The following is a 24,471-nucleotide window of genomic DNA, read 5'->3' on the forward strand; positions in this document are numbered from 1 at the left end:
CCTGCCGAGATCTGCGCTGGCGGCCATCCCGGACGACCCCGGAATTCACGAGCGGAACCGGACGGCCTGCCACCGAACGGCCTGCCAAGTCAAGCTGTGCTGGTTGCCATCCCCGGACAACCCCGAATCACCCAAATAGGCACCAGCGCGGTCAAACCGGCCGATGAACGAGCCACCCGCTCAGCTCAGGATGCTCAGCGGGGTGTGGCGAAGTTTCGCCGATAGTCCTTCGGTGACACCCCGACGATCTTCTGAAAATGGTGCCGCAACAGCGCCCCCGTCGCGAAGCCGCACCGGTGCGCCACGTCGTCCACCGACGCCGAAGTCTCCTCCAACAGCGTCCGAGCGTGCAGCACGCGTTGCATCGACAGCCACTTCAGCGGCGTCGTCCCGGTCTCGGCGACGAAGCGGCGGGCGAAGGTGCGCTCCGACATCCGTGCGCGGTCCGCGAGCGCGGCCACCGAGTGGTCCTCGGCCAGGTTTTCCACCATCCAGGTCAGGATCGGCGTCAGGCTGTCGCCGGTGCACTCGGGCACCGGCAGTTCCACGTACTGCCGCTGACCGCCGTCGCGCTGTGGCGCCACGACCATGCGGCGGGCGATCGCGGTGGCCACCGCCGAGCCCATCTCGCGGCGGACCAGGTGCAGACAGGCGTCGATTCCCGCGGCTGTCCCGGCGCTGGTGATGATGTCGCCGTCGTCGACGAAGAGGACGTCGGGGTCGACCTTCGCCAACGGAAAGCGCTCGGCGAGCAGGTTCGCGTGCCGCCAGTGTGTGGTGCATCGGCGCTGGTCGAGCAGGCCGGTGGCGCCGAGCAGGAAGGCGCCGCTGCAGACCGACAGGATCATCGAGCCGCCCGCGTGGGCCGCCCGGAGGGCCTCGAGCACTGCGGGCGGGTAGGTGTCGCGGATCTGGCACGCGGGCAGGGCGATCAGGTCGGCGCCCGCAAGGGCGCACAGGTCCAGGGTGGGGACCATCGACACGCCGACGCTCGCCGGGATCGGCTTGTCCGCGACTTCCCCGCAGACCCGGAACTCGATGGGCGGCACGCCGTCGTCGGTTCGGTCGACTCCGAACACCTCGCAGATCACGCCGAACTCGAACGGCGCGAAGCCGTCGATAAGCACTGCCGCCACACTCTTCAGCATGCCGAAAGACTAACTGGCAGGATTTTGTCGCACAAGGTCAGTTCTGCCACTGGTGGCAGAAAAGAGTGCAGCGCAAACTTAGTGCCATGGAACTCGTACTCATCGCCCTCGCAGCCCTTCTGGTCTACGGACTGGACCGCAACCACCACCGCCAGCCCGAACCCCGCCCGCGCCTGGCCGGACGGTCCGACATCGAAGACCGCGACCTCGTCCGGGTCGCCGCCGACCTCCGCACCGCGCGGCCCGAGCCGCGTGAGCGCCCTACCGCCAGGACGGCAGCCAGAGTTCGGCTTGCCATCGGGCCTCGGTGATCGAGTCACCGTTGAGGATCGGCCAGAGCCAGACGAAGTTCGCCACGACCATTCCCACGTACAGCGCGACGACCAGCAGACCGGTGCCCCGTCGCTCGGCCCCATCCCGGGCCCGGCCCAGGATGTGGCCGAGCGGCAGCACCAGCCCGAGCACCAGGAACGCCGCCATCGGCGTGACGTAGAAGAAGTACATCTGCCGGTCGAGGTTGATGAACCACGGCAACAGGCCCGCCAGGTAGGCGGTGATGACCGCGGCGTAGCGCCAGTCGAGCCGCGCCACCATCCGCCACAACCCCCACGACAGCATCGGCAACGCGAGCCACCACATCGCGGGCGTGCCGATCAGCATCGTCGCGGCGACACACTTCGCCTCACCGCAGCCCAGCGTGGAGCCCTCGTAGTAATAGAGCATCGGCCGCAGGCCCATCGGCCACGTCCACGGCTTCGACTCCCACGGATGCTGCTTGTCCGGGTCCGTCACCAACTCGCTGTGGAACTTCAGGACGTGCTCGTGGTACTGGAACAGCGACCCGAACGCGCTCTTGATGACGCCCCACGGCCCGCTGTCGTCGGTCGGCTCGAGGTGCCGGTCGATCCCGGTCTCGCTGCCGAACCAGCCCCACCACGTCGACAGGTAGGCGATCGCGGCGACACCGATGAAGGCCCACAGCGCGGGCAGGAGATCACGCAGCGCGGTGCCGATCCACGGGTGGCGAACCCCCGCGGCGCGCCGGGCCGTCACGTCGAACAGGACCGTGAGCAGCCCGAACGCGGCGATGAAGTACAGGCCGGACCACTTGACGCCGCAGGCAAGGCCGAGCAGGACGCCGCTCAGCAGCCGGAACCAGCGGACCCCGAGCCGGGGCCCGTACGCCGAGTCTCCGACCCAGCCCTCCGCCACCGCCACCGCGAGCCGTGACCGGACCTGGTCGCGGTCGACCAGCAGCGCGGCGAACGCGGCGAGGATGAAGAACGCCAGGAAGATGTCGAGCATCCCCATCCGCGACTGCAGGTGGGACACGCCGTCGCAGATCAGCAGGATTCCCGCGATCGCGCCGAGCAGCGTCGACCTGGTCAGCCGCCGGGCGACCCGGATGATCAGCACGATCATCAGCGCCCCGGCGAGCGCCGCGGTGAACCGCCAGCCCCACCCGTTGTAGCCGAAGAGCGACTCGCCGAACGCGATGAGCGTCTTGCCCAGCGGCGGGTGGACGGTCAGCCGGTAGCCGGGGTTGTCCTCGAACCACCCGTTGCGCAGCATCTGCCACGCCTGCGGCACGTAGTGCTTCTCGTCGAAGACGGGCGTGCCGTTGTCGGTGGGGTTGCCGAGGTTCTGGAACCGGACGAAGCCGCCGATCAGCCCGAGGACGGCGGTGACGATCCAGCCGCGCAGCCGGTCGGTCGGCATCGGCTTGCCCAGCAGCCGGTCGCGTACCGACTCGGTGGCGTCGGCTTGCCGAGGCGCCGGGTCCGGACCGACCCGGTCGGCCTCGTCTTCGGCTACGAGGAGGCTCACGAGGGGAGATGGTAGGGCGCGAAGTGTTATCCCCGCGTCGGGACAGCCGAGATCACTCGAACTCACTCACGCAGAGCGGGGTGGACGGGTGGCTATTGTGCGCCGGTGACTTACCGGCCTAGATGGACCTATGTGCTCCTGCGGGGCAGCGCGGTGCCGTTCGCCTGCGTCCTTGGCTAACTCTTGTCCTCGTTCCTGATGGGCGACCTTGAGAGGAGCGGGGTCCGGATCAGCTTGCCGGTGTTCGGCGTCATGTTCTGGGCCATCGAGGTCTTCCGACTCCGGGCGCGCGCACTGGAGGTGCGTGATGACGGTGTCGTCATCCGTCGGGACAGGGCGACGATCACGTTGGCCTGGTCGGACTTCGTGCGGGTGACCCGCGGGTCGTGGGGGCCGCTGAAGTTCGATGTCCTGGAATTCACGGTGGCCTGCTGATCCCCGAAGATCACTACCGCGGGATCTTGACGAGTGCCGAGAAGCGGATTCGCACGGAACGGGCCGACCTATCGTTCGAGCCCGCCATGTACTTCGCCGACTGGCGTGCGCGCGAGCTTGGATCCGTGGTGGCGGGCCTGCGCCAGTAGGCTTCGACGATGCTCGTTCTCGCCGCGACCCCCCTGGGTGACTCCCGTGACGCGTCCCCAAGGCTGGTCGAGGCGTTCACCAACGCCGACGTCATCGCCGCCGAGGACACCCGCCGCACCCGGAACCTGATCAGCGCCCTCGGGGTCACCCCCACGGGCCGGATGGTCAGCTTCTACGACGCCGTTGAGACCAGCCGGATCGCCGGTCTCGTGGAGGCGATCCAGGAGGGCAAGTCCGTTCTCCTCGTCACCGACGCCGGGATGCCCAGTGTGTCCGACCCCGGGTACCGCCTGGTCGCGGCCTGCGTCGAGGCCGACCTGCCGATCACCTGCCTGCCCGGCCCGTCCGCGGTCACGACCGCGCTCGCCCTCTCCGGGCTGCCCTGCGACCGGTTCTGCTTCGAGGGGTTCGCCCCGCGCAAGCCGGGGGAGCGGCGCAAGTGGCTCTCCGCGCTGGCGACCGAGCCGCGCACCGCTGTGTTCTTCGAATCACCGCACCGCATCGCGAGCCTGCTGGCCGACGCCGCCGAGGTGCTCGGCGCCGACCGGCGCGCCGCCGTGTGCCGGGAGCTGACCAAGACCTACGAAGAGGTCCGCCGCGGCGGGCTCGGCGAACTCGCGAAGTGGGCCGAGGACGGCGTGCGCGGCGAGATCACCGTGGTCCTCTCCGGCGCCGAGCCGGTCGAGACCCCCGAACTGGCGACCCTCGTCGAGCAGGTCCGCGAGTTGGCCGCCGCGGGGGCCCGGCTCAAGGACGCGGCCGCCGAGGTCGCCGCCGAGCACGGGGTGAGCAAGAAGTCCCTCTACGACGCGGCGGTCGCCAAATGATCGAGGTGGGCGAGACGACGCTGGTCTCCCAGATCACCGGCCACGAGTCGACCAACCTGACCGCCGAGCGCTACGGCATCCACGCCACCGACCTGGGCATCATGTGGGACGACAGCGCGGGCCGGACCTTCGTCGTCTTCGGCGACACCTACGGCCCGGGCTGGCGGGGCGACGGCGCGGGGACCGACGACGACACCGACTGGCGCTGCAACGTGCTCGCCATCGTCGCCGAGCGCGACCTCGACCACGGGCTCAAGATCGAGTCCGTGGTCGCCCAGGACGACGGCATGGCCCGCCAGATCATCGACCGCGACGCCGAGAGCGTCGAGGAGACCGTGATCCCGTGCGCGGGCATCGAGATCGATGGCGTGCACTACCTGCACTACATGTCCGTGCGGAACTGGGGACCGCAGGGCAAGTGGGTGACCAACTACGCGGGTATCGCCTTCTCCCGCGACGGCGGCCGCACGTGGGACAAGCCCTGGCGCTCCCGCTGGATCAACCGCGCCGAGCACGACCACCCGTTTCAGATGGGCGCCTTCGCCCGGCAGGGCGAGCACCTCTATCTCCTGGGCACCCCGAACGGCCGCTGGGGCGACACGCACCTCGCCAGGGTGTCCACAAAGGACATCCTGGAGCCCGCGGCCTACGAGTACTGGAGCGGCGAGACCTGGCACCCGAAGGACCCGTTCGCGGCCAAGCCCGTCTTCACCGGCCCGGTCGCCGAGCTGTCGGTGCTCTACAGCGACCACTTCGGCTGCTGGCTCGCGCTGCACCTCGACGAGTCGAAGGCGGCCATCGTGCTGCGGACCGCCGAGGAGTTGACCGGCCCGTGGACCGACGGCCAGGTCGTCGCGGACGGCGAGCGGTACCCCGGCCTCTACGGCGGATTCCTGCACCCGGAGTCGGCCAAGGGGCCGGTTCTTTATTACGCGATGTCACGGTGGTCGCCGTACAACGTGTACCTGATGCGCACGACGCTGACCTAGCCCTGTCCTGGCCTCCGTGCACCGTCCCGGACCGACGTCCGTACGCTAACCGGTCATGAGCGCCCCCGTGTTGACCGCGGTGGCCTGGCCCTACGCCAACGGCCCCCGCCATATCGGTCACGTCTCCGGATTCGGTGTCCCTTCGGACGTCTTCTCCCGCTACATGCGAATGTCCGGTCACCGGGTGCTCATGGTCAGCGGAACGGACGAACACGGCACCCCGATCTCGGTGCAGGCCGACAAAGAAGGCCTGACCACCCGCCAACTCGCCGACAAGTACAACCGCGTGATCGCCGAGGACCTCCAGGGTCTCGGGCTGTCCTACGACCTGTTCACCCGCACCACCACGGGCAACCACTACAAGGTCGTCCAAGAGCTGTTCCTGGCGCTGCACCGCAACGGCTACGTGCAGGCCAAGACGCAGATGGGCGCGATCAGCCCGTCCACCGGCCGCACTCTGCCCGACCGCTACATCGAGGGCACCTGCCCGATCTGCGGCTACGACGGTGCGCGCGGCGACCAGTGCGACAACTGCGGCAACCAGCTCGACCCGATCGACCTGAAGAACCCCCGCTCGAAGATCAACGGCGAGGTGCCGAAGTTCGTCGAGACCGAGCACCTGTTCCTCGACCTGCCGTCCTTCGCCGGCGCGCTGGGTTCGTGGCTGTCCACCCGCACCGGGTGGCGGCCCAACGTGCTCAGGTTCAGCGAGAACCTGCTCGGCGACATGCGTCCCCGCGCGATCACCCGCGACATCGACTGGGGTGTTCCGGTCCCGCTCGACGGGTGGCGCGACCAGCCGATGAAGAAGTTCTACGTGTGGTTCGACGCGGTGATCGGCTACTTGTCGGCCAGCGTGGAATGGGCTCGCCGCAGTGGCGACGCCGACGCCTGGAAGGAGTTCTGGACCGACCCGGCCCAGGCCTACTACTTCATGGGCAAGGACAACATCGTCTTCCACTCGCTGATCTGGCCGTCACTGCTGCTCGGGCAGAACGGCGAGGGCGACAAGGGCGGCCAGCCCGGCGCGTTCGGCAAGCTCAGCCTGCCGACCGAGGTCGTCTCCAGCGAGTTCCTCACCATGAGCGGCTCGAAGTTCTCCACCTCGCGCGGCACCGTGATCTATGTCCGGGACTTCCTCAAGCAGTTCGGTCCCGACACGCTGCGGTACTTCATCTCGGTCGCGGGCCCGGAGAACCAGGACACGGACTTCACCTGGGACGAGTTCATCCGCCGGACCAACTTCGAACTGGCCAACGAGTGGGGCAACCTGGTCAACCGGTCGATCTCGATGGCGCACAAGAACGTCGGCGCCATCCCGACCCCGACCGCGCCCACGGCCGCCGACGCGGAGCTGAAGGCGTTGGCGCGCAACGCGTTCGACACTGTCGGCGAGAACCTGCGGCGCTCGCGCTTCAAGGCCGCGGCCAACGAGGCCATGCGGGTGGTCGGCGCGGCGAACAAGTATCTGTCCGATGAGGAGCCCTGGAAGCGCAAGGACGACCCGCAGCGCCGGGACACGATCCTGCACACGGCGCTGCAGGTCGTCTCCGACGCGAACACGCTGCTCACGCCGTTTCTGCCGCACTCCGCGCAGAAGATCCACGAGGCGCTGGGCGGCCAGGGTGTCTGGTCCTCGCAGCCGGAGATCCGTGAGGTCGCCGACCTCGACGACCCGAGTCTGCAGTACCCGGTCCTGACCGGTGACTACGCCAACGACCAGGCCAAATGGGAATCGGTGGACATCGAGGTGGGCCGTCCGCTGGACAAGCCGTCGCCGCTGTTCGCCAAGCTCGACGCCGAACTCGGCGAAACCGGCCCGGACTGGGCGCCGATCGTCAAGTGACACCACGCAAGGGCGAACGACCACCGGTGCCGGAGGCTCTTCCGGCGCCGGTGGTCGACGCCCATACGCATCTCGATGCCTGTGGTGCCAAGGACTTGGCGTCGGTGACCGAGGTGCTCGACCGGGCTTCCTCGGTCGGTGTCGACCGGGTGATCACCGTCGCGGACGATCTGGACTCCGCGATCTGGGCGGCCGAGGCGTCCACATGGGACGCGCGCGTCTTCGCCGCCGTGGCCGTGCACCCCACGCGCACGGCGACTTTCGGTGATTCGGACAAAGCGGTCATCGAGGACTTGGCGCGGCGGCCCAGGGTTGTCGCGGTCGGTGAGACCGGTCTGGACTACTACTGGGACTACTCGCCGCGGGACGCGCAGGAAGAGGCGTTCCGCTGGCACATCGACCTGGCCAAACGGGTCGGCAAGCCGCTGATGATCCACGACCGCGACGCGCACGAGGACATCCTCCGTGTGCTGGCTGAAGAAGGTCCACCCGAATCGGTGGTCTTCCACTGTTTTTCGGGTGATCTCGGCTTTGCGCGTCGCTGCGTCGATCAAGGTTTCGTATTGTCCTTCGCGGGACCGGTCACGTTCCGCAACGCGAAGGCGCTGCGCGAGGCGGCCGCTTTCGTGCCGCTGGAACAACTCCTGGTGGAGACGGACGCGCCTTTCCTCACGCCTCACCCGTTTCGGGGTCGCCCGAACGAGCCGTACTGCGTCGCGTACACCGTGCGCGACCTCGCGGAGCTGCGCGGCATGGATGTGGTCGATCTCGCAAATTCTGTGTCTACTACCGCAAATCGCGTGTTTCGGTTGCTCGATGTGACGTCGGACCTTCCAGGCGGTGAGCAATTGCGCTGAATGGGGGAACGATTGCGCCGACTGTGATGTGACGGGACTCACGACATTGCTGGATGTGTTTGCGCAACCCACTGGCGCTCGTTACTGTCCCGTGACCGAACGACCTGAGGCAGCTCCCTGTCTCGGATCAATCCGGAGCTTTGCAACGTGGGGAACGCGGCTCCCGCCTCCTGGAGGAATGGATCCTGTGAGCGGTAAACAGACCGACGGCTTCGCCGACACCGACTGGTTCACGCCGGTCACCGTCGGCACGGACAACCACGACGGGGACTTCACGGCGTGGCGTTCGGAGTTCCCGTCCGAGGACTACGACACGGGCTACTCGCCGTCTCTGAACATCACAGACCACGACGTCCGCTACGCGCTCGGCCCGCAGGCCGACGAGATCATGGCGCACGCCGGTGTCGACGTCGAAGAGCTGATCAGGCTCGTCAACGCCGAAACCACCGTCCTGCCGGTCATTCCCGACGAGGTGTCCTCCGGCCCGCGACCGCTCACTGTCGAGGACGAGCCCGCTCCCGGGCTCATCACGGCGGTCAGACGGTGGAAGGCCTCGTTCCTCAAGGCCACCATCGCCGCGGTACTCGTGAGCCTGGTCGGCGGCGGCGCCGCGGCCATCGCGATGAACAACTCCGTCACCGTCGATGTCGACGGCCAGGCCCGCCAGATCAACACCTACGCCGACACCGTCGGTGAAGTGCTGGAAGAGGAAGGCATCAACATCGGCGAGCACGACTCGCTGAGCCCGTCCCCGACCGCCGAGATCGGCGACGACGGCAAGATCGTCCTGCAGCGCGGCCGTCAGCTGCACCTCACCGTCGACGGTGAGAAGCGCGACGCCTGGGTCCGCGCCACCACGCTTGGCGAGGCCCTCAAGCAGGCCAACGCTCCCGTCGCGGGTGCGTGGATCTCCGCGGGCAACGACGCGCACGTGCCGCTGGAAGGCATGGCCGTCGAGATCAAGACCGCGAAGGCGATCACGCTCTTCGACGGCGGCAACGCCCCCGCGCCGATCACGACGAACGCCGTCACCGTGCAGGAACTCCTCGACGAGCTGAAGCTGACGCTCGGACCCGAGGACGCGATCACCCCCGGTGGCGACCTGAAGATCACCTCGGGCGCCGAGGTTCGGATCAGCCGCACCGGCGTGACGGTGGTCAACCTGACCGAGCCCGTCGCGCCGCCGGTGCAGAAGATCGACGACCCGGAGATGGACAAGGGCAAGGAAACGATCGTCGACCCGGGCGCCCCCGGCGAGCGCATCGCGACCTACCGCATCACGCAGAAAAACGGCAAGGAAGTCAAGCGCGAGGAAATCGGCGCGAAGGAAACCATCGCGCCGAAGCCGAAGATCGTGAAGGTCGGCACCAAGAAGCCCCCGGTCCCCGTCATCCCCGACGGTCAGGTCTGGGACCGGCTCGCGCACTGTGAGTCCACCGGCAACTGGGCGATCAACACGGGCAACGGCTACTACGGCGGCCTGCAGTTCAACAAGAGCACCTGGGACGCCTACGGCGGCAGCCAGTACGCCGCGTACCCCCACCAGGCCACGCGTGAGCAGCAGATCGCCATCGCCACCAAGCTCCGCGATGCCCGAGGCGGCTACAGCGCTTGGCCGCACTGCGCCAGCAAGCTCGGACTGCCCCGCTAACCACGTACCACCGAGAACGGCCGCCCAAACCGGGCGGCCGTTCTTGTTTTGTGACTGTGATCACACTTGACACGGAAAGTGCACGCGTAGACCCCATTCGCCCTGGTGGCCTGCCCTGAGCCAGTCTTTCGGCGAGGGGCGGCATCGCGGGCGATGTGGATCATGCCTGTGGATAACCCGAATCGCGGCATTGCGTACGCTCAGTGGGTGACTCTCCTTGGCCCCGCGGACGTGCGAAAGCTCGCCGAACAGCTCGACGTCCGCCCGACCAAGAAGCTTGGCCAGAACTTCGTGCACGACCCCAACACTGTCCGGCGCATCGTCACCGTCGCCAAACTCGCCGATGACGACATCGTGCTCGAAGTGGGTCCGGGCCTCGGCTCCCTCACTCTGGCCCTCCTACCCGCCTGCAAGGCGCTCCTCGCCGTCGAGATCGATCCCGTCCTGGCGAAGCAACTCCCCACGACGGTCGCCGACCGCGCCCCGGAGCTCAAAGACCGGCTGCACGTCCTCGAAGCCGACGCCATGCGGGTCCGAGCTGATCAGCTGCCCGCCGCGCCGACGGCGCTGGTGGCGAACCTGCCCTACAACGTCGCGGTCCCTGTCGTCCTGCACCTCCTCGCCGAGCTGCCGTCTCTGAAAACGGTGCTGGTCATGGTCCAAGCCGAGGTGGCCGACCGGATGGCCGCCGGGCCGGGCAGCAAGGTCTACGGCGTCCCGAGCGTCAAGGTCGCCTGGTACTCCGAGGCGAAAAGGGTCGCCACCGTGCCGCGCTCGGTCTTCTGGCCGGTGCCGAACGTCGACTCCGCGCTCGTCCTCATGACCCGCCGCGAGACCCCCGAGGCCGACCGCAAGACCGTCTTCGCTGTCGTCGACGCCGCCTTCGCGCAGCGGCGGAAGACGTTGCGGGCGGCGCTGTCCGGCTGGGCGGGCTCGGCGGCCCGGGCCGAAGAGATCCTCGTGGCCGCCGGTGTCGACCCCGGTTTGCGCGGCGAACAGCTCACCGTGGACGACTTCGTCCGGATCGCCGCGCAGCGCTAAACGCTGTATTACCTCCAAAATGTGACTTTGCCCCTCTACTGCTATTGGCGGCTTGCGCAGCGGACCCGTGATCGGGTGTACTCGTGGTGCATTCCATCCCGAGCGGCTGAGAGATCTGGCTCTGCGACGCCGCAGCAACCACCCATCGTTGGGCAGGTGCTACCGCCAGGAGCGATGGAGGAACTAGGCAAGATGGGAATCCTGACCAGCAGGCGAGTCATCGACCAATGCCGGCGCACCGTGACCGCATGTCGACGAATGTACGTAGCTAGCTAACTAGCAACCCCGCTCGTACTTCGTCAGTCACCCTCGACTTCACCTGCCCGAATTGTCCCTTATGGACGTTCCGGCACGGTGGGTCACGCCGCGTTGGAGAAGAAGAACCATGATCACCGTCGAAAACCTCACCAAGTCCTTCCACGGCGACACCGGCCCGGTGCTCGCCCTCGAGAACGTCACCCTCGAGGTCCCCGCGGGCACGATCACCGGCGTGGTCGGCCCGCAGGGTTCCGGCAAGTCCACCCTCGCGCGCCTGGTCTCCCTGCAGGAACGCCCGGACAGCGGCGTCATCCGCGTCGAGGGCTACAACACCGCTGCCCTTGATCCCCGCAGACTCCGAGCCGCGCGCAGGCGCATCGGTGTGGTCCAGCACGGCGACCTGCTGCCGCAGCGCACCGCCGCGGGCAACATCGCGATCCCGCTGGAGCAGGCCGGGATCGACGGCCCGCAGCGCCGCGACCGGGTCGGCAAGCTGCTCGACCTGATCGGCCTCACCGACAGGGCCGCGACCTACCCCGACGCCCTCACCCCCGGTCAGCGTGCCCGGGTGTCCGTCGCCCGCGCCCTGGTCGGCGACCCGGGTCTGCTGCTGGCCGACGACCCCACCAAGGGACTCGACGCCGACGCGACCGCGGGCGTCCTGGCCGTGCTCGACCGTGCCCGTGCCGAGCTGGGCTCCACCGTCCTCATCACCACCAGCGACGCCGGGGTCGTCCGCCGCATCGCCGACGACGTCGCCCTGCTCTCGGGCGGCCACGTCCAGGAGCGCGGCCAGCTGCTCTCGCTCATCCAGGACCCGAACAGCCAGGTCGCGCAGACGCTGCTCCCCGAGATCGACACCGTGCCCGCCGCGGGCAGGCACGACCGGGTCGCGGAAGTCATCCTCGTCGGCTTCGCCGCGGTCGGCGCCCTGCTGCCCGAGGCGGGCGCTCGCTTCGACTCGGCCATCTCCGTGGTCGGCGGCGGCCTGACCCGGGTCGGCGAGACCCCGGTCGCCCGGTTCCTCATCGGCGTCAACGGTGCGCGGGCGGACGCGGCGCTGGCCTGGATCGCCGAGCGCGGCGCCCTGGTGCACCAGCCCACGGCCACCCCGCACCTGCAGGTCGCGTGAGCCCGATGATCAGCGGTGGCGACCTTTCCGGCCACTGCTGATCACGCCCGAGATCGCCCGGCAGCCGGGTCCACGAGACTCGGACCCGGGGCGTATAGGTGTGATTTGCGTCTCGTCAGCGGGGTGCCCAGTCCGGCGCCTACGCGCCCTGGCACGCCGAGCGGGCGCTCCTTGGGCACGAGTGGACCTGACGCCGAGGTTCGTCAACAGCGACGGCGTGCCGGATCCAAGCCCTGGGTGATCCCGATGTCCGGAACATGGGACGCGCGAGCGTGGCCGTAGGCTTGTCGGGTGCTCGCTGTCGTTCCGCCACCGGTGACCGTCCGTGTGCCGTCCAAGGTGAACCTCCACCTTGCCGTCGGCGACCTTCGTCCGGACGGCTATCACGACCTGACCACGATCTTCCAGGCGTTGTCGCTGACCGACGAGGTCACGGTCGCGATCGCCGACGAGCCCGGGGTCGAGGTGCACGGCGAGGGCGCCGACGCGGTGCCCACGGGCGCGAGCAACCTCGCATGGCGGGCGGTGCAGGAGTTGGCCAGGCACGTCGGGCGCGACCCGGACGAGCCGAAGATCCGGGTCGTCATCAACAAGGGCATCCCGGTCTCCGGCGGCATGGCAGGCGGCAGCGCGGACGCCGCGGCGACCCTGGTCGGCCTGGCGTCGCTGTGGCGGCTCGACATCACCCGCGACGAGCTGGCGGGCATCTGCGCCAAGCTGGGCAGCGACGTCCCGTTCACGCTCTACGGCGGCACGGCCCTGGGCACCGGGCGCGGCGAGAAGCTGGTGCCGGTGTTGTCCAGGCATACCTACCACTGGGTGCTGGCCTTCGACCGGCGCGGCCTGTCCACGCCGAAGGTGTTCACCGAACTCGACCGCCTGCGCGACGAGGGCGACCCGCCGCGCATCGGCGCGGTCGAGCCGGTCCTGGAGGCCCTGGCCACCGGCGACCCGCGGCAGCTGGCGCTGCTGCTCGGCAACGACCTGCAGGCCGCCTCGGTGTCGCTGCGTCCCGGCCTGCGCCGCACGCTGCGCGCCGGGGTCAGTGCGGGAGCACTGGCGGGCACGGTGTCCGGATCGGGCCCGACCTGCGCGTTCCTGTGCTCAGACGGCGAGTCGGCGCTGCGCGTGGCGGCCGAGCTGGCCGGTGCGGGCGTGTGCCGGACCGTCCGTGTCGCGCACGGGCCGGTGCCGGGCGCCCGGGTGATCGGCGGGGACGAGACGCCCCGTCCGATTCCTCCCCAGGTCCACGCCTAGAACACTAGTATTGCCAGCGCCAGCCCTTGACGTCGTCGGGCATGTTGTGCGGCTTGTAGGTGAGAACTCCGTGCTCACTGCTGGAGTCGATCAACACGACTCCGTAGTAGCCGGAATCGGCCAGGTAGAAATCGTCCGGCAGATACCGGTGCTGCGGCAGACAAGAAGTGAAGATGCCCCGGCCGGTGAGGTTGCCTTCGTTGTCCTCGGTGGCGAAATCCGTCGCGCTCATCCACCAGCCCCAGTCGGGCTGGTATTCCTGCGTCGTCTGCAGCACGATCGTCGCGGCGAGATAGTGGCCGTTGTTCGGCTCCAGGCTCCCCGGTTCGGTGCACTTGACGGGCTTGACGCTGTCGACCCACAGGTTCGCGAGCGTCGGGCTCCCATCCGAGCGAATGACGATCTGCTTGCCGAGGTCGGCGGATTGCGTGGCGTCGTCACTCGGGCGTTCTTTGGAACACCCGGCAACGGCCAAGATCATTACCGCGATGGCGGCGGTGATCCGGATGCCGCGGCGAGCTACGGACATTTCACCTCCCAGTCGGTCGGACTGCACGTCAATATAGGGGCATAGGGGGCTTTTCAAACCAAATGCACGGAGAGTGCTCAGACCGTTGCGCGATTGTCGGGGCGACTGGGCGGACCGGTGGCCGCACCCGGCCGGTTGGTAGCTTTGCCTATCGCGAGCATCATCCAATCCCGGCGAAAGTGCAGGTAGATGGCCAACCTGGTCAACCTGGAGAACGTCAGCAAGAGCTTCGGCGTCCGCCCCCTGCTCGACGAGGTGTCCCTGGGCGTCGGCCAAGGTGACCGGATCGGCGTCGTCGGGCTCAACGGCGGCGGCAAGACCACGCTGCTCGAGGTGCTGGCCGGGATCGAACCAGCCGACTCCGGCCGGGTCAGCCGGGTCCGTGACCTGCGGATGGCCGTGGTCACCCAGCGCACCGAGCTGCCGAAGGACTCGACCGTGCGGCACGCGGTCCTCGAACCGCTGGGCATCACCGAGGAACACCAGTGGGCGGCCGACCCGCGCGCCCGCTCGATCCTCGAAGGCCTGGAGATCACCACGCTGGGCTTCGACAGCCCGGTCGACACCATGTCCGGTGGCGAACGGCGCAGGGTCGCGCTGGCCGCGACCCTGGTGCAGGAGCTGGACCTGGTCATCCTTGACGAGCCCACCAACCACCTGGACGTCGAGGGTGTGCGCTGGCTCGCCGACCACCTGATCAGCCGGGGCACCGCGCTCGTGGTCGTCACCCACGATCGCTGGTTCCTCGACACGGTCTGCACGCGCACGTGGGAAGTCGTCAACGGCAAGGTCGAGCAGTACGAGGGCGGCTACGCGGACTGGATCTACGCCCGCGCCGAGCGCGGCAGGCTCGCCGACACCATCGAGGAGAAGCGCCGCAACCTCGCCCGCAAGGAGCTGGCGTGGCTGCGCCGCGGCGCGCCAGCGCGCACGTCGAAGCCGCGCTACCGGATCGAGGCCGCGGAGGCGCTGATCTCCGACGTCCCGCCGCCGCGCGACAGCGTCGAGCTGCTGGCTTTCGCCAAGCGCAGGCTCGGCCGCACGGTGCTTGAGCTGGAGGACGTGTCCATCTCGGCGGGGGACAAGCCGATCCTCGACCACGAGACCTACCGCATCGGCCCGGGCGACCGGGTCGGGCTGGTCGGGGTCAACGGCTCGGGCAAGACGACGCTGCTGCGGCTGCTCGCGGGCGATTCGGAACCGTCGACCGGCAAGCGCGTCCAGGGGCAGACCGTGCGGCTCGCGCACCTGACCCAGGAACTGCGTGAACTGCCGCCCCAGCAGCGGGTGCTGGAGGCGATCGAGGAGGTCGCCCGCCGGGTGACCCTCGGCAAGCAGGACCTGTCGGCCTCGCAGTTGGCGGAGCGCTTCGGATTCCCGGCGAACAAGCAGTGGACACCGGTCGGCGACCTGTCCGGCGGCGAGCGGCGCAGGCTGCAGCTCGCCCGGCTGCTGATGGCCGAGCCGAACGTGCTGCTCCTCGACGAGCCGACGAACGACCTGGACATCGATACCCTGCAGCAGCTCGAAGACCTGCTCGACTCCTGGCCGGGCACCATGGTGGTGGTCTCCCACGACCGGTACCTGGTCGAACGTGTCTGCGACTCGGTCGTAGCCCTGTTCGGCGACGGCAAGATCACCCCGCTGATCGGCGGCATCGAGGAGTACCTGCGGATCCGCACCGCCGCCATCGCCGCCGCGGTGCCCGTCAAGACCGGCGGCGGCCCCGCGGTGAAGTCGAGTGCGACCGAGCGGCGGGCGGCGCAGAAGGAGCTGGCGAAGCTCGAACGCCAGATGCAGACGCTGACCACCAAGGAGAAGAAACTCCACGCGGCGCTGGCCGAGGCCGCCACCGAGCCCGCGAAGCTGCTGGAACTCGACGCTGAGCTGCGCAAGGTCGTCGCGGACAAAGAAGAGGTCGAACTCCGGTGGCTGGAGGTCGCTGAAACCGCCGAGTAGGGCCACTAATGTTGCAGGCATGAGTCGGTTCGTTGACATGCTCGTGACCACCGCGACGACCCGCGGCGACCTCCGCGGGATCACCACCGGTGAGCCGAAGGCACCCGTTCGGCACACCTGGGGCGAGGTGCATGAACGGGCCCGGCGGATGGCGGGCGGGCTCGTCGCGGCAGGCCTGGCCAAGCACGGCGCCGTCGCGGTGCTCGCGGCGGAGCCGGTGACCATCGCGCCCGCCGTGCAGGCCGTGTGGCTCGCGGGCGGCAGCGTGACCATGCTGCACCAGCCCACGCCGCGAACCGACCTCGCCGAGTGGGCCGAGGACACCGTGCGGGTGCTGGCGATGATCGGCTCCGAGCTGGTCCTGCTGGGCTCGCCGTTCGACGCGGTGGCGCCGGTGCTCGAGCAGCACGGCATCGGCTACCTGCGACTGGAGGACCTCGACGGCGAACCGCTGTCCGGGGTCGTCGAGGTCGACGAGGACGCCCCGGCACTGCTGCAGCTGACCAGCGGCTCGACCGCGGAGCCGAAGGCCGTGCGCATCACCCACGGCAACCTGTTCGCGAACCTGACCTCGATGGCCGAGGCGTCGGAACTCGACATCGACAACGACATCATGGTGTCGTGGCTGCCGCTGTTCCACGACATGGGGATGGTCGGCTTCCTGACCGTGCCGATGACGGTTGGCCTGGAACTGGTCAAGGTCACCCCGGTCGACTTCCTGACCGGCCCGCTGCTGTGGGCCGACCTGATCTCGCGCTACCGCGGCACCATCACCGCCGCCCCCAACTTCGCCTACGCCCTGCTCGGCCGCCGACTGTCCGGTGTGGACGAAGCGGGCAAGTACGACCTGTCGTCGCTTCGGCTCGCGCTCAACGGGGCGGAGCCGATCGACGAGAAGGCGGTGCTGGCGTTCACCGACTCGGGCGCCCGGTTCGGCCTGCGTCCCGAGTGCGTGTTCCCGGCGTACGGCATGGCCGAGGCGACCCTGGCGGTCTCCTTCGCGCCGCTGCTGAGTGGACTGACCCTTGACTACATCGACGCGGAGCAGCTGGAAGCCAACAACCGTGCGGTGCCAGTGCAACCAGGTCCCGACGCGCGCTCGTTCGCCATCCTCGGCAAGCCCCTGCGCGGCATCGAGGCGTCCATAGTCGATGACGACGGCAAGGTCCTCGGCGACCGCGAGGTCGGCGAGATCCGTCTGCGCGGCGAGGCCGTCACTCCCGGGTATCTGACGGTCGACGGTCCACTCGCGACCCAGGACGCCGACGGCTGGCTCGACACCGGCGACCTCGGGTACATGGTGGACGGACAGATCGTCATCTGCGGCAGGCGCAAGGACGTCATCATCCTGGCGGGCCGCAACATCTACCCGACAGACATCGAACGCGCCGCGGCCTCGGTCGAGGGCGTCCGCGCCGGCAACGCCGTGGCGGTCCGCATCGACGCGGGCAGCAGGCGTGAACGGTTCGCGGTGGTCGTGGAGTCCAAGCACGCGGGGGATGTGGAGCAGGAGAAGCGGCTGCGCAAGGAGGTCGGCGCACGGGTCTTCGAATCGGTCAACGCCCGCCCTGCGGCGGTCGCGGTGCTGCCGCCCGGCACGCTGCCGAAGACCCCTTCGGGCAAACTCCGCCGCGCCGCGGCGGGCGAACAGTTGGCCGCGACGCTCCAGTCCTGACTTCACTTGGCCTTGCGTGCCCGGGCGAGGGGTGCCCGCCCGGGCAACTTGGTGGCGGTCCGTGTCGACGCGGGCAGTAGGCACGAACGGTTCGCGGTTGTGCAGTCCAAGCCGCCTGCGGCGTGGAGGAGACGCGGCTGCGCTAGAAGGATGGCGCGCGGGTCTTCGAATCGATCAACGCCTCCCCGGCACCTTGCCCAAACCCCTCAGGCAAACTCCGCCGCGCCGTCGCCTGCGAACAACCGGCCGCCACCCCGCGGTCCTGACGCGGCACGTCCGCGCTCACCCATGCGGGGTGGGGCGGTAGATGAGTTCCTGGGTGCGGCCGTCGAGCGTCCGGCTTTCGATCAGCTCGAGGTCGAAGTCGGCCGCGCCATGGAAGACCGGTTCCACCCCGGTCTGTCCGGTGATCACCGGGAAGATCGTCAACTGGACGCGGTCGACCAGGCCTGCGGCCATCAGCGCCCGGTTCATCGACAGGCTGCCGTGCGAGCGCAGCGGCACGTCGGACTCCTCCTTGAGCCGGGCGACGACGTCGACGGCGTCACCGTGCACGAGGGTGGCGTCCGGCCAGTCCAAAGGCGCCTCGAGAGTCCTCGACACCACCGTCGTCGGCAGGTTCCTCATCCGGGTGTTCACCGGGTCGGTCACCGCGGACTCGGTGGTGCTCGGACCGAGCACCTGTACGAACTGCCGAAAGGTGTTGGCCCCGAGGACCAGTCGCTGCTCCTCGCCGTAGAGGGAGAAGCGGCGGTCGAGGAATTCCGGGCCTTGCTTGCCCCAGTAGCCGCCCCAGTCGCCGTCGCTGTTGTACGAGGCGTAGCCGTCGAGGCTGGAAAAGACGTCGAAGGTGTAGGTGGCGGTCATGATGCTCTCCTCACGTGCTGTTCGACCGGCCGCGCCAGTCTCTCAACCATGCAACGAAGAGGTCGGCACGATTTGGACACCGCCGTCAAAAAATCTTCTGGCGGGTTGTTGACCGCGGGCGGTCAGGACTCGCGGTGGCGGAGTTCCTTGGTCCAGGCGGCGATCAGGGCGTCGACGGCGGCTGGGTCGTAGCCGTGGCCCGCGAAGAAGGTCAGGTTCAGCCGGGTCTGCGCGATCTCCGCCGAGGTGGGCCTGCCGTCGTATTTGGTGGCGGCGTGGGCGAGGGCTCGGGCCAGCCGTTCGACCTCTCCGGGTCGGTAGCCGCGAATGCCGGGCGGTGCGGGTGGCAGCGGCAGGAAGATGGTCTGACCATCCGTCACGCGCTCGTCCACCGCCTCGTGCTGTGCGGGGGGATGCGCGGGGACCTGCGGCCTGCCCGGCGCTGACGTCTGGCCCGGCGCGTGCCGCACGGCGGGCATGGGTCGCATGGGTGCCGAACTCTGGCCTGGGCCTGCCGGGCGGGCGGCGGGCGTGGCCTGGGCGGGCCGGGAGGCGACCGGGGGGATTTCCTCGGTGTTGTGGACCTGCGGGTCCTCGCGCTCGTCCATCTCGGTGGCGACCATGTCCAGGAACGCGTCGACCTGGTCTTCGTTGTACCCGCGCTTCACCAACGGAGCGGCATCGAACACCACGCGGCGGACCTCGGCCGAGCTGAGCGTTCCCTTGCCTGCCAGGGCGGCTTCGACGAGGTCGAGGAAGTCGTCGACCTGGTCTTCGTGGTAGCCACGCTTGCCGAAGGGGGCCTTGTCGAAGGTGACGGCCCGCACGGCCTCAGGGGTCAGCGACATCTTCGGCTCCAGTCAGGATGCGTGAAAGGCGTTCTGCGCGGCTTCGAGCCCCTGGGCGACCAAGGACTCCACCGCGTCGGCGCAGCGGTCGATCTCGAACGCCAGCTCTTTGCGTTCCGCCGCGGCGAAGTCGCGTAGGACGTAGTCCGCGGGGTCCATCCGACCGGGTGGTCTGCCGATGCCGAAGCGCACCCGGTGGTATTCCTTGCTGCCCAAGGACTTGGTGATCGACCGAAGTCCATTGTGGCCGTTCTCGCCACCGCCGAGCTTGAGTCGGACCGTCCCGAAGGGCAGGTCGAGCTCGTCGTGGATGACGATCAGGTTCTCTTGTGGCGCCTTGTAGAACTTCGCCGTGCCGACGACCGCGCCACCGGAGAGGTTCATGTACGACCGTGGCTTGGCGAGCACCACGCGGGTGCCCGCGAGCCGCCCCTCCAGCACGTCGGCGCCGGATTTGTGTGCCTTGAACTTGCCGCCCACCCGCGCCGCCAGCTCGTCGGCGACGAGGAACCCGATGTTGTGTCGGTTGCCCGCGTACTGCGGACCTGGGTTGCCCAACCCCACGACGATCATCGGTGCGTCGGTCATCTCAGCTCCTGTAAATCACCGATGCCCCGGACCAGCGAACGACTGGGCCGGGGCATCGGAAGGTGATGCGGGGACTCAGCCCTCGGAGCCGTTCTCGCCCTCGGTGGACTCGGCCGCCGGGGTCTCGCCACCCTCGGAGTCCATCTGCTCGGCGGTCGGAGCGGCGTTCACCGCGACGACGAGCGCCTCCGGGTCGGTGACCAGGGTCGCGCCCGCGGGCAGCGGGATCTGACCGGCCTGGATCTGGGTGCCGATCTTCGCGCCCGCGATGGAGAACTCGATGCCATCGGGGATGTGCAGGGCCTCGACCTCGATCTGCAGAGTCGACAGGTCGTGGGTCAGCAGCGAGCCGATCTCGGCGTCGCCGGTCAGCGTCAGCGGGACGTCGACGGTGACCTTCTCGCCGCTCTTCACGAGCAGCAGGTCGACGTGCTCGATGTAGTTCTTGAGCGGGTGCGTGGTGACGGTCTTGGTCAGCGCCAGCTCGATGCCGTTGCCGATGTTGAGGGTCAGCACCGCGTTGCTGCCGTGCTCACGCACGACGCGGGCGAACTCCAGCGCGGGCAGCGCCAGGTGCTTGGGGTCGGAACCGTGTCCATAGAGCACGGCGGGGATCTTGCCGGCGCGGCGGGTGCGGCGCGCTGCGCCTTTGCCGAATTCCGTGCGCTGCTCGGCAGCCAGACGTACCTCGGACACGGTGGTGCTCTCCTTGCTGATCATGCGGCGGGGGCGCGACTTCTCAGTCGGGGCGGCAGCCTGCGGCAGCGGGTGCGGAGAGCGTGAATACACGTACGGTTGGAAACCGCCACGTCGATCACGCCAGGCGCGAAAGCCCGCCTCGCCGAGGCAACCCGGATAGTTTACGCACGACGTGGACACCTGGCGAACCGGGGGCCAAAACCGCCTATCGGCCGCTCTCCAGGGTGGCGTCCTGGTGGTCCACTTTCGCGCCGGTTTCGGCGCCTGCCCGGGTGTCGACCACCCGCAGCCCGGCGATCACCCCGGAGAGCCCGCGGTGGTCCCGCGGCCGCCACGCCATGACCCCGTTGACGAGCAGCAGCAGCGTGCCCAGGCCGCTCCAGGCGGTCGCGGAGAGGATGAAGTACCCGCCCGAGCCGACCAGGAAGCGCACCAGCATGCGGCCCACGGAGGGCTTCCCGCCGTCCGGTCCGACCGGTCGCAGCAGCACCGCCCGCTGCCCGAGGGTGGCGCCGTCGCCGAGCAGTGGGACCAGCAGCAGCACGATCGCGACGGGCACCGCTGTGCCGAGCACCCAGGAGGGCGGCGTCGGGCGCTCCAGCAGCTCCAGGGACACCACGGTGGCGACCTGCAGCAGCCCGCCGAGGGTGACGACCGCGAGCAGGTCGAGCAGCATCCCGAAGAGTCTGCGGCGGGTAGTGACCGGACGCGGCACGTCCGGGGCCTGCCTGACCCGCCTGCCGGGCACGACCCGCAACACCGGGGCGAGAAGGTAGCCGATCGCTCCGCCCGCGGTGTTCGCGAAGAGGTCGTCGACGTCGAAGAGCCGGTACGGGCATCCGAAGAGGCCCCAGACGGCGGTCAGCTGGGTGAACTCGATGAAGAGCGACACGACGGCGGCGATGCCGATCACGGCGACCGGGCCGCGCCGGAACAGCTGCCTGCCGAACATGCCCAGCGGGACGAACAGGGCGACGTTGAAGACGAACTGCTGCACGGCCGGGTTGTGCAGGGTGGCGCGGATACCTCTGCCGACCTGGTCGGCGCGGATGTCGCGGAGGAACTGCAACGGTCGCAGCTGCGGGTGGCTGACGGCGTTCTCGGCGCACCAGGCGGGCGTGGTGTCCGGGACGGGCAGCAGCGTGTAGGTCCACAAGGCGAGCGCGTAGACCAGCAGACCGAAGGCGAGGACCGCGTGTCCGAGACCGAACTCGCCGCGCCTGCGGTAGCTCCACGCGACGTAAGGCAGCGTCAGCAGGAACGCCAGGACCGTCCCGCCGAGGAAGGCGAGGATCGCGGAGAGCTGAGGATCCGTCACGGGGCGTAACTTAACCGCCGGAGGTCGAAACCGCCTGTCGTGCGGGCGGGCCGTAGCCCGCCCGCACGCGGGTCAGGCGTCGCCGTCGAACAGGGACGTGACCGAGCCGTCCTCGAAGACCTGCTGGATGGCCCGCGCGAGCAGCGGGGCGATGGACAGCACGGTCATCTGCGGGTAGCGCTTCTCGTCCGGTATCGGCAGCGTGTTGGTGAAGATGATCTCCTTCGCCCCGCACTCGGACAGGCGCTCGCGGGCCGGGCCCGACAGCACGCCGTGGGTGGCGGCGATGACGACGTCGGCCGCGCCCTCGTCGAGGAGCTGGCTGACCGCCTTGGCGATCGTGCCGCCGGTGTCGACCATGTCGTCGATCACCACGCACAGCCTGCCCTCGACCTCACCGACCACGCGGTTCGCCACGACCTCGTTGGGCCGCAGCGGGTCGCGGGTCTTGTGGATGAACGCGATCGGCGTGCCGCCCAAGTCGTCGGCCCACTTCTCGGCCAGCTTGGTGCGGCCGGCGTCCGGCGAGACCACGGTGATGTTCGACGCCGGGTAGTTCTCCTTGATGTAGCGCGAAAGGAGAGTCTGCCCGAAGAGGTGGTCTACCGGTCCGTCGAAGAAGCCCTGGATCTGCGCGGTGTGCAGGTCGACCGTCATGATCCGGTCGGCGCCCGCGGTCTTGAACAGGTCGGCGATCAGGCGCGCGGAGATCGGCTCGCGGCCCTTGTGCTTCTTGTCCTGCCGGGCGTACGGGTAGAACGGCATGATCACGGTGATGCGCTTGGCGCTCGCCCGCTTGAGGGCGTCGACCATGATCAGCTGTTCCATGATCCACTGGTTGATCGGCGCGCAGGCGCTCTGCATCACGAAGGCGTCGCAGCCGCGGACCGACTCCTCGAACCGGACGAAGATCTCGCCGTTGGCGAAGTCGTAGGCCGACTGCGGGGTGATCGTCGTGTTGAGGTGCTTGGCCACCTCTTCGGCGAGCTCGGGGTGGGCTCGGCCGGAGAACAGCATGAGGTTCTTCTTCGGGACCCCGGATGTGATGCTCATGAACGACCCTCGCTGTTCTGCTCGTCTTGCATGCGGGCCTTCGCCCGTTCCGCGGCCTCAGCGGCCGCGGTGCCCGGGCGGCGATTGACCACCCAGTCGTCGAAGTTGCGCTGCGGTCCGCCGGAGACGGCCAGCGCGCCGGGCGGCACGTTGCGCCGGATCACGGTGCCCGCGCCGGTGTAGGCGCCGTCGCCCACCGTCACCGGGGCGACGAACATGTTGTCCGACCCCGTGCGCACGTGGGACCCGACGACGGAGCGGTGCTTGGCCACGCCGTCGTAGTTGACGAATACGCTGGCGGCCCCGATGTTGCTGTGCTCGCCGATCGTGGCATCGCCCACATAGGACAGATGCGGGACCTTTGACCCCGCGCCGATATCGGAGTTCTTGACCTCGACGAAGGTGCCGATCTTGCCCTTGGCGCCGAGCTTGGTCCCGGGGCGCAGGTAGGCGAACGGGCCGACGCTCGCGCCGTCCCCGATCTCGGAGCTGCTGCCATGCGTGCGCACGACGCTCGCGCCCGCGCCGATGACGACGTCGGTGAGCGTGGTGTCGGGGCCGACCGTGGCGCCCTCGCCGACCGCGGTGACGCCCTTGAGCTGGGTGTTCGGCTCGAGCACGACATCGCGGGCCAGCTCGACACCCGACTCGATCCAGGTGGTGGCCGGGTCGGTGACCGTCACGCCCGCGCGCATCCAGTTCTCGACCACGCGGCGGTTCAGCTCGGCGCCCAGACGGGCGAGCTGGACCCGGTCGTTGACGCCCTCGACCAGCCACGGGTCGTCGCACACCAGCGCGCCGACCCGGCGGCCGTCGCCGCGGGCGATCCCGAGCACATCGGTCAGGTAGAGCTCGCCCTGGGCGTTGTCGGTCGAGAGTCGGGACAGGCCGTCGACGAGGACCTCGGCGTCGAACGCGTAGACCCCGGAGTTGACCTCGGTGATCTTGAGCTGTTCGGCGCTCGCGTCCTTGTGCTCCACGATCCCGCTCACCGACTCGTCGCCCGCGCGCACGATCCGGCCGTAGCCGGTCGGATCCGGGATGTTCGCGGTGAGGACGGTGACCGCGTTGCCGCGCGCCGCGTGCTCGTCGAGCAGGGCGGTGAGGGTGGCGGTGTCGAGCAGCGGCACGTCGCCGTAGGTGACCAGGACCGTGCCGGTCAGCTTCGCGGGCAGCGGGGCCAGTCCGCAGGAGACGGCGTGGCCGGTGCCGTCCTGGGTCTCCTGGACGGCGACGGTGACCTCGCGACCGAGGTCCTTGCCGAGCGACTCCAGGTGCGCGCCGACGGCGTCGCGGCCGTGGCCGAGGACCACGACCAAGTGCTCCGGCTTGAGGCCCGCGGCGGCTCGCACGGCGTGCTCGACCAGCGGGCGGCCCGCGATCCGGTGCAGCACCTTCGGTGTCGCCGAGCGCATCCGGGTTCCCTCGCCCGCGGCCAGGATCACTGTGCTGACCTGACCGAGACGCGCTCGGTCCGGGGTGGTCGCGGACATCGCTCTCCCTCGTTTGGCTAAACG

At 69.1% G+C, this 24,471-nt stretch carries 22 protein-coding genes and 1 riboswitch; of the genes, 12 read left to right on the forward strand and 10 right to left on the reverse strand.

Translation table 11 applies throughout. The features are described from left to right. Positions 1-194 precede the first annotated feature (194 nt). Both GPZ80_RS24160 and GPZ80_RS24165 read right to left on the reverse strand, forming a co-directional pair. A complete protein-coding gene (locus tag GPZ80_RS24160) occupies positions 195-1,148 on the reverse strand; it encodes a helix-turn-helix domain-containing protein (RefSeq protein WP_187223366.1) in 954 nt (317 codons plus the stop codon). Positions 1,149-1,409: 261 nt separating this feature from the next. After that, a complete protein-coding gene (locus GPZ80_RS24165) occupies positions 1,410-2,975 on the reverse strand; it encodes a dolichyl-phosphate-mannose--protein mannosyltransferase (RefSeq protein WP_187223367.1) in 1,566 nt (521 codons plus the stop codon). A gap of 198 nt (positions 2,976-3,173) precedes the next feature. Between GPZ80_RS24165 and GPZ80_RS24170 the strand changes: the two genes are divergently transcribed. The 10 genes from GPZ80_RS24170 (at position 3,174) to GPZ80_RS24210 (ending at position 13,418) form a co-directional block, all read left to right on the forward strand. Next, complete coding sequence (locus GPZ80_RS24170; RefSeq protein WP_187223368.1) at positions 3,174-3,410, forward strand: hypothetical protein; 237 nt, start codon at positions 3,174-3,176, stop codon at positions 3,408-3,410. 26 nt (positions 3,411-3,436) lie between these two features. Beyond that, entirely contained in the window at positions 3,437-3,559 is a 123-nt protein-coding gene (locus GPZ80_RS33475) for a hypothetical protein (protein ID WP_281401424.1), read from the forward strand. Between the two features lie 9 nt (positions 3,560-3,568). Further along, entirely contained in the window at positions 3,569-4,387 is an 819-nt protein-coding gene (gene rsmI / locus GPZ80_RS24175; RefSeq protein ID WP_187223369.1) for a 16S rRNA (cytidine(1402)-2'-O)-methyltransferase, read from the forward strand. Next, a complete protein-coding gene (locus tag GPZ80_RS24180) occupies positions 4,384-5,376 on the forward strand; it encodes a glycoside hydrolase family 183 protein (protein ID WP_187223370.1) in 993 nt (330 codons plus the stop codon). Before rsmI ends, GPZ80_RS24180 begins: the two co-directional genes overlap by 4 nt. Positions 5,377-5,431: 55 nt before the next feature. Then, entirely contained in the window at positions 5,432-7,222 is a 1,791-nt protein-coding gene (metG, locus tag GPZ80_RS24185) for a methionine--tRNA ligase (RefSeq protein WP_187223371.1), read from the forward strand. After that, the gene (locus GPZ80_RS24190) at positions 7,219-8,079 is read left to right on the forward strand and encodes a TatD family hydrolase (RefSeq protein WP_187223372.1); all 861 of its coding nucleotides are present in this window, start codon (positions 7,219-7,221) and stop codon (positions 8,077-8,079) included. The genes metG and GPZ80_RS24190 overlap by 4 nt, the downstream gene beginning before the upstream one ends. A 187-nt stretch (positions 8,080-8,266) precedes the next feature. Next, entirely contained in the window at positions 8,267-9,730 is a 1,464-nt protein-coding gene (locus GPZ80_RS24195) for a resuscitation-promoting factor (protein ID WP_312880540.1), read from the forward strand. Positions 9,731-9,892: 162 nt separating this feature from the next. Further along, on the forward strand, positions 9,893-10,771 hold the full coding sequence (gene rsmA, locus GPZ80_RS24200) for a 16S rRNA (adenine(1518)-N(6)/adenine(1519)-N(6))-dimethyltransferase RsmA (protein WP_187223374.1): 879 nt from the start codon (positions 9,893-9,895) through the stop codon (positions 10,769-10,771). 90 nt (positions 10,772-10,861) lie between these two features. Further along, positions 10,862-10,952: riboswitch (SAM riboswitch) on the forward strand. A 204-nt stretch (positions 10,953-11,156) separates the two neighbouring features. After that, positions 11,157-12,161, forward strand: a complete 1,005-nt coding sequence (locus tag GPZ80_RS24205) for a methionine ABC transporter ATP-binding protein (RefSeq protein ID WP_187223375.1) — start codon at positions 11,157-11,159, stop codon at positions 12,159-12,161. Positions 12,162-12,452: 291 nt separating this feature from the next. Continuing rightward, positions 12,453-13,418: a 4-(cytidine 5'-diphospho)-2-C-methyl-D-erythritol kinase gene (locus GPZ80_RS24210; RefSeq protein ID WP_187223376.1), complete on the forward strand. Its 966-nt coding sequence runs from the start codon at positions 12,453-12,455 to the stop codon at positions 13,416-13,418. 4 nt (positions 13,419-13,422) lie between these two features. On the opposite strand, the gene GPZ80_RS24215 is transcribed toward GPZ80_RS24210, so the two are convergent. Next, the gene (locus GPZ80_RS24215; protein WP_187223377.1) at positions 13,423-13,974 is read right to left on the reverse strand and encodes a hypothetical protein; all 552 of its coding nucleotides are present in this window, start codon (positions 13,972-13,974) and stop codon (positions 13,423-13,425) included. A 162-nt stretch (positions 13,975-14,136) separates the two neighbouring features. Here GPZ80_RS24215 and GPZ80_RS24220 point away from each other — a divergent pair, with 162 nt between their 5' ends. Both GPZ80_RS24220 and GPZ80_RS24225 read left to right on the forward strand, forming a co-directional pair. After that, positions 14,137-15,906: an ABC-F family ATP-binding cassette domain-containing protein gene (locus tag GPZ80_RS24220; protein ID WP_187223378.1), complete on the forward strand. Its 1,770-nt coding sequence runs from the start codon at positions 14,137-14,139 to the stop codon at positions 15,904-15,906. Positions 15,907-15,925: 19 nt separating this feature from the next. Continuing rightward, on the forward strand, positions 15,926-17,581 hold the full coding sequence (locus GPZ80_RS24225; protein ID WP_187223379.1) for a fatty acyl-AMP ligase: 1,656 nt from the start codon (positions 15,926-15,928) through the stop codon (positions 17,579-17,581). 282 nt (positions 17,582-17,863) lie between these two features. Here GPZ80_RS24225 and GPZ80_RS24230 read toward each other — a convergent pair whose 3' ends face one another. The 7 genes from GPZ80_RS24230 to glmU all read right to left on the reverse strand — a co-directional run bounded on the left by GPZ80_RS24230 (position 17,864) and on the right by glmU (position 24,447). Then, positions 17,864-18,448, reverse strand: a complete 585-nt coding sequence (locus GPZ80_RS24230; protein ID WP_187223380.1) for a dihydrofolate reductase family protein — start codon at positions 18,446-18,448, stop codon at positions 17,864-17,866. Between the two features lie 122 nt (positions 18,449-18,570). Next, positions 18,571-19,296, reverse strand: a complete 726-nt coding sequence (locus GPZ80_RS32935) for a DivIVA domain-containing protein (RefSeq protein ID WP_187223381.1) — start codon at positions 19,294-19,296, stop codon at positions 18,571-18,573. 12 nt (positions 19,297-19,308) lie between these two features. Beyond that, positions 19,309-19,884 carry an aminoacyl-tRNA hydrolase gene (pth, locus tag GPZ80_RS24240; protein ID WP_246477416.1) on the reverse strand — a complete coding sequence of 192 codons (576 nt, stop codon included), beginning with the start codon at positions 19,882-19,884 and terminating at the stop codon, positions 19,309-19,311. Between the two features lie 75 nt (positions 19,885-19,959). Beyond that, a complete protein-coding gene (locus GPZ80_RS24245) occupies positions 19,960-20,580 on the reverse strand; it encodes a 50S ribosomal protein L25/general stress protein Ctc (RefSeq protein ID WP_187223382.1) in 621 nt (206 codons plus the stop codon). 208 nt (positions 20,581-20,788) lie between these two features. Continuing rightward, positions 20,789-21,901 carry a VanZ family protein gene (locus GPZ80_RS24250; RefSeq protein ID WP_187223383.1) on the reverse strand — a complete coding sequence of 371 codons (1,113 nt, stop codon included), beginning with the start codon at positions 21,899-21,901 and terminating at the stop codon, positions 20,789-20,791. A gap of 72 nt (positions 21,902-21,973) precedes the next feature. Continuing rightward, a complete protein-coding gene (locus tag GPZ80_RS24255) occupies positions 21,974-22,954 on the reverse strand; it encodes a ribose-phosphate diphosphokinase (RefSeq protein WP_187223384.1) in 981 nt (326 codons plus the stop codon). Next, positions 22,951-24,447 (reverse strand): bifunctional UDP-N-acetylglucosamine diphosphorylase/glucosamine-1-phosphate N-acetyltransferase GlmU, encoded by a 1,497-nt coding sequence (gene glmU / locus GPZ80_RS24260; RefSeq protein WP_187223385.1) that lies wholly within the window; start codon positions 24,445-24,447, stop codon positions 22,951-22,953. Before glmU ends, GPZ80_RS24255 begins: the two co-directional genes overlap by 4 nt. Between the last annotated feature and the right edge of the window lie 24 nt (positions 24,448-24,471).

It is taken from the genome of Actinokineospora xionganensis (genome assembly GCF_014323725.1).
Lineage (GTDB): Bacteria > Actinomycetota > Actinomycetes > Mycobacteriales > Pseudonocardiaceae > Actinokineospora > Actinokineospora xionganensis.

What these genes read in the sequence shown, in the direction of transcription:
- GPZ80_RS24230 (WP_187223380.1), bottom strand. Translation starts at nt 18,448, where the DNA reads ATGACCGCCACCTACACCTTCGACGTCTTTTCCAGCCTCGACGGCTAC.
- GPZ80_RS24225 (WP_187223379.1), top strand. Translation starts at nt 15,926, where the DNA reads ATGAGTCGGTTCGTTGACATGCTCGTGACCACCGCGACGACCCGCGGC.
- glmU (WP_187223385.1), bottom strand. Translation starts at nt 24,447, where the DNA reads ATGTCCGCGACCACCCCGGACCGAGCGCGTCTCGGTCAGGTCAGCACA.
- rsmI (WP_187223369.1), top strand. Translation starts at nt 3,569, where the DNA reads ATGCTCGTTCTCGCCGCGACCCCCCTGGGTGACTCCCGTGACGCGTCC.
- rsmA (WP_187223374.1), top strand. Translation starts at nt 9,893, where the DNA reads ATGCCTGTGGATAACCCGAATCGCGGCATTGCGTACGCTCAGTGGGTG.
- GPZ80_RS32935 (WP_187223381.1), bottom strand. Translation starts at nt 19,296, where the DNA reads ATGTCGCTGACCCCTGAGGCCGTGCGGGCCGTCACCTTCGACAAGGCC.
- GPZ80_RS24255 (WP_187223384.1), bottom strand. Translation starts at nt 22,954, where the DNA reads ATGAGCATCACATCCGGGGTCCCGAAGAAGAACCTCATGCTGTTCTCC.
- GPZ80_RS24160 (WP_187223366.1), bottom strand. Translation starts at nt 1,148, where the DNA reads ATGCTGAAGAGTGTGGCGGCAGTGCTTATCGACGGCTTCGCGCCGTTC.
- pth (WP_246477416.1), bottom strand. Translation starts at nt 19,884, where the DNA reads ATGACCGACGCACCGATGATCGTCGTGGGGTTGGGCAACCCAGGTCCG.
- GPZ80_RS24205 (WP_187223375.1), top strand. Translation starts at nt 11,157, where the DNA reads ATGATCACCGTCGAAAACCTCACCAAGTCCTTCCACGGCGACACCGGC.
- GPZ80_RS24180 (WP_187223370.1), top strand. Translation starts at nt 4,384, where the DNA reads ATGATCGAGGTGGGCGAGACGACGCTGGTCTCCCAGATCACCGGCCAC.
- GPZ80_RS24170 (WP_187223368.1), top strand. Translation starts at nt 3,174, where the DNA reads ATGGGCGACCTTGAGAGGAGCGGGGTCCGGATCAGCTTGCCGGTGTTC.
- metG (WP_187223371.1), top strand. Translation starts at nt 5,432, where the DNA reads ATGAGCGCCCCCGTGTTGACCGCGGTGGCCTGGCCCTACGCCAACGGC.
- GPZ80_RS24220 (WP_187223378.1), top strand. Translation starts at nt 14,137, where the DNA reads ATGGCCAACCTGGTCAACCTGGAGAACGTCAGCAAGAGCTTCGGCGTC.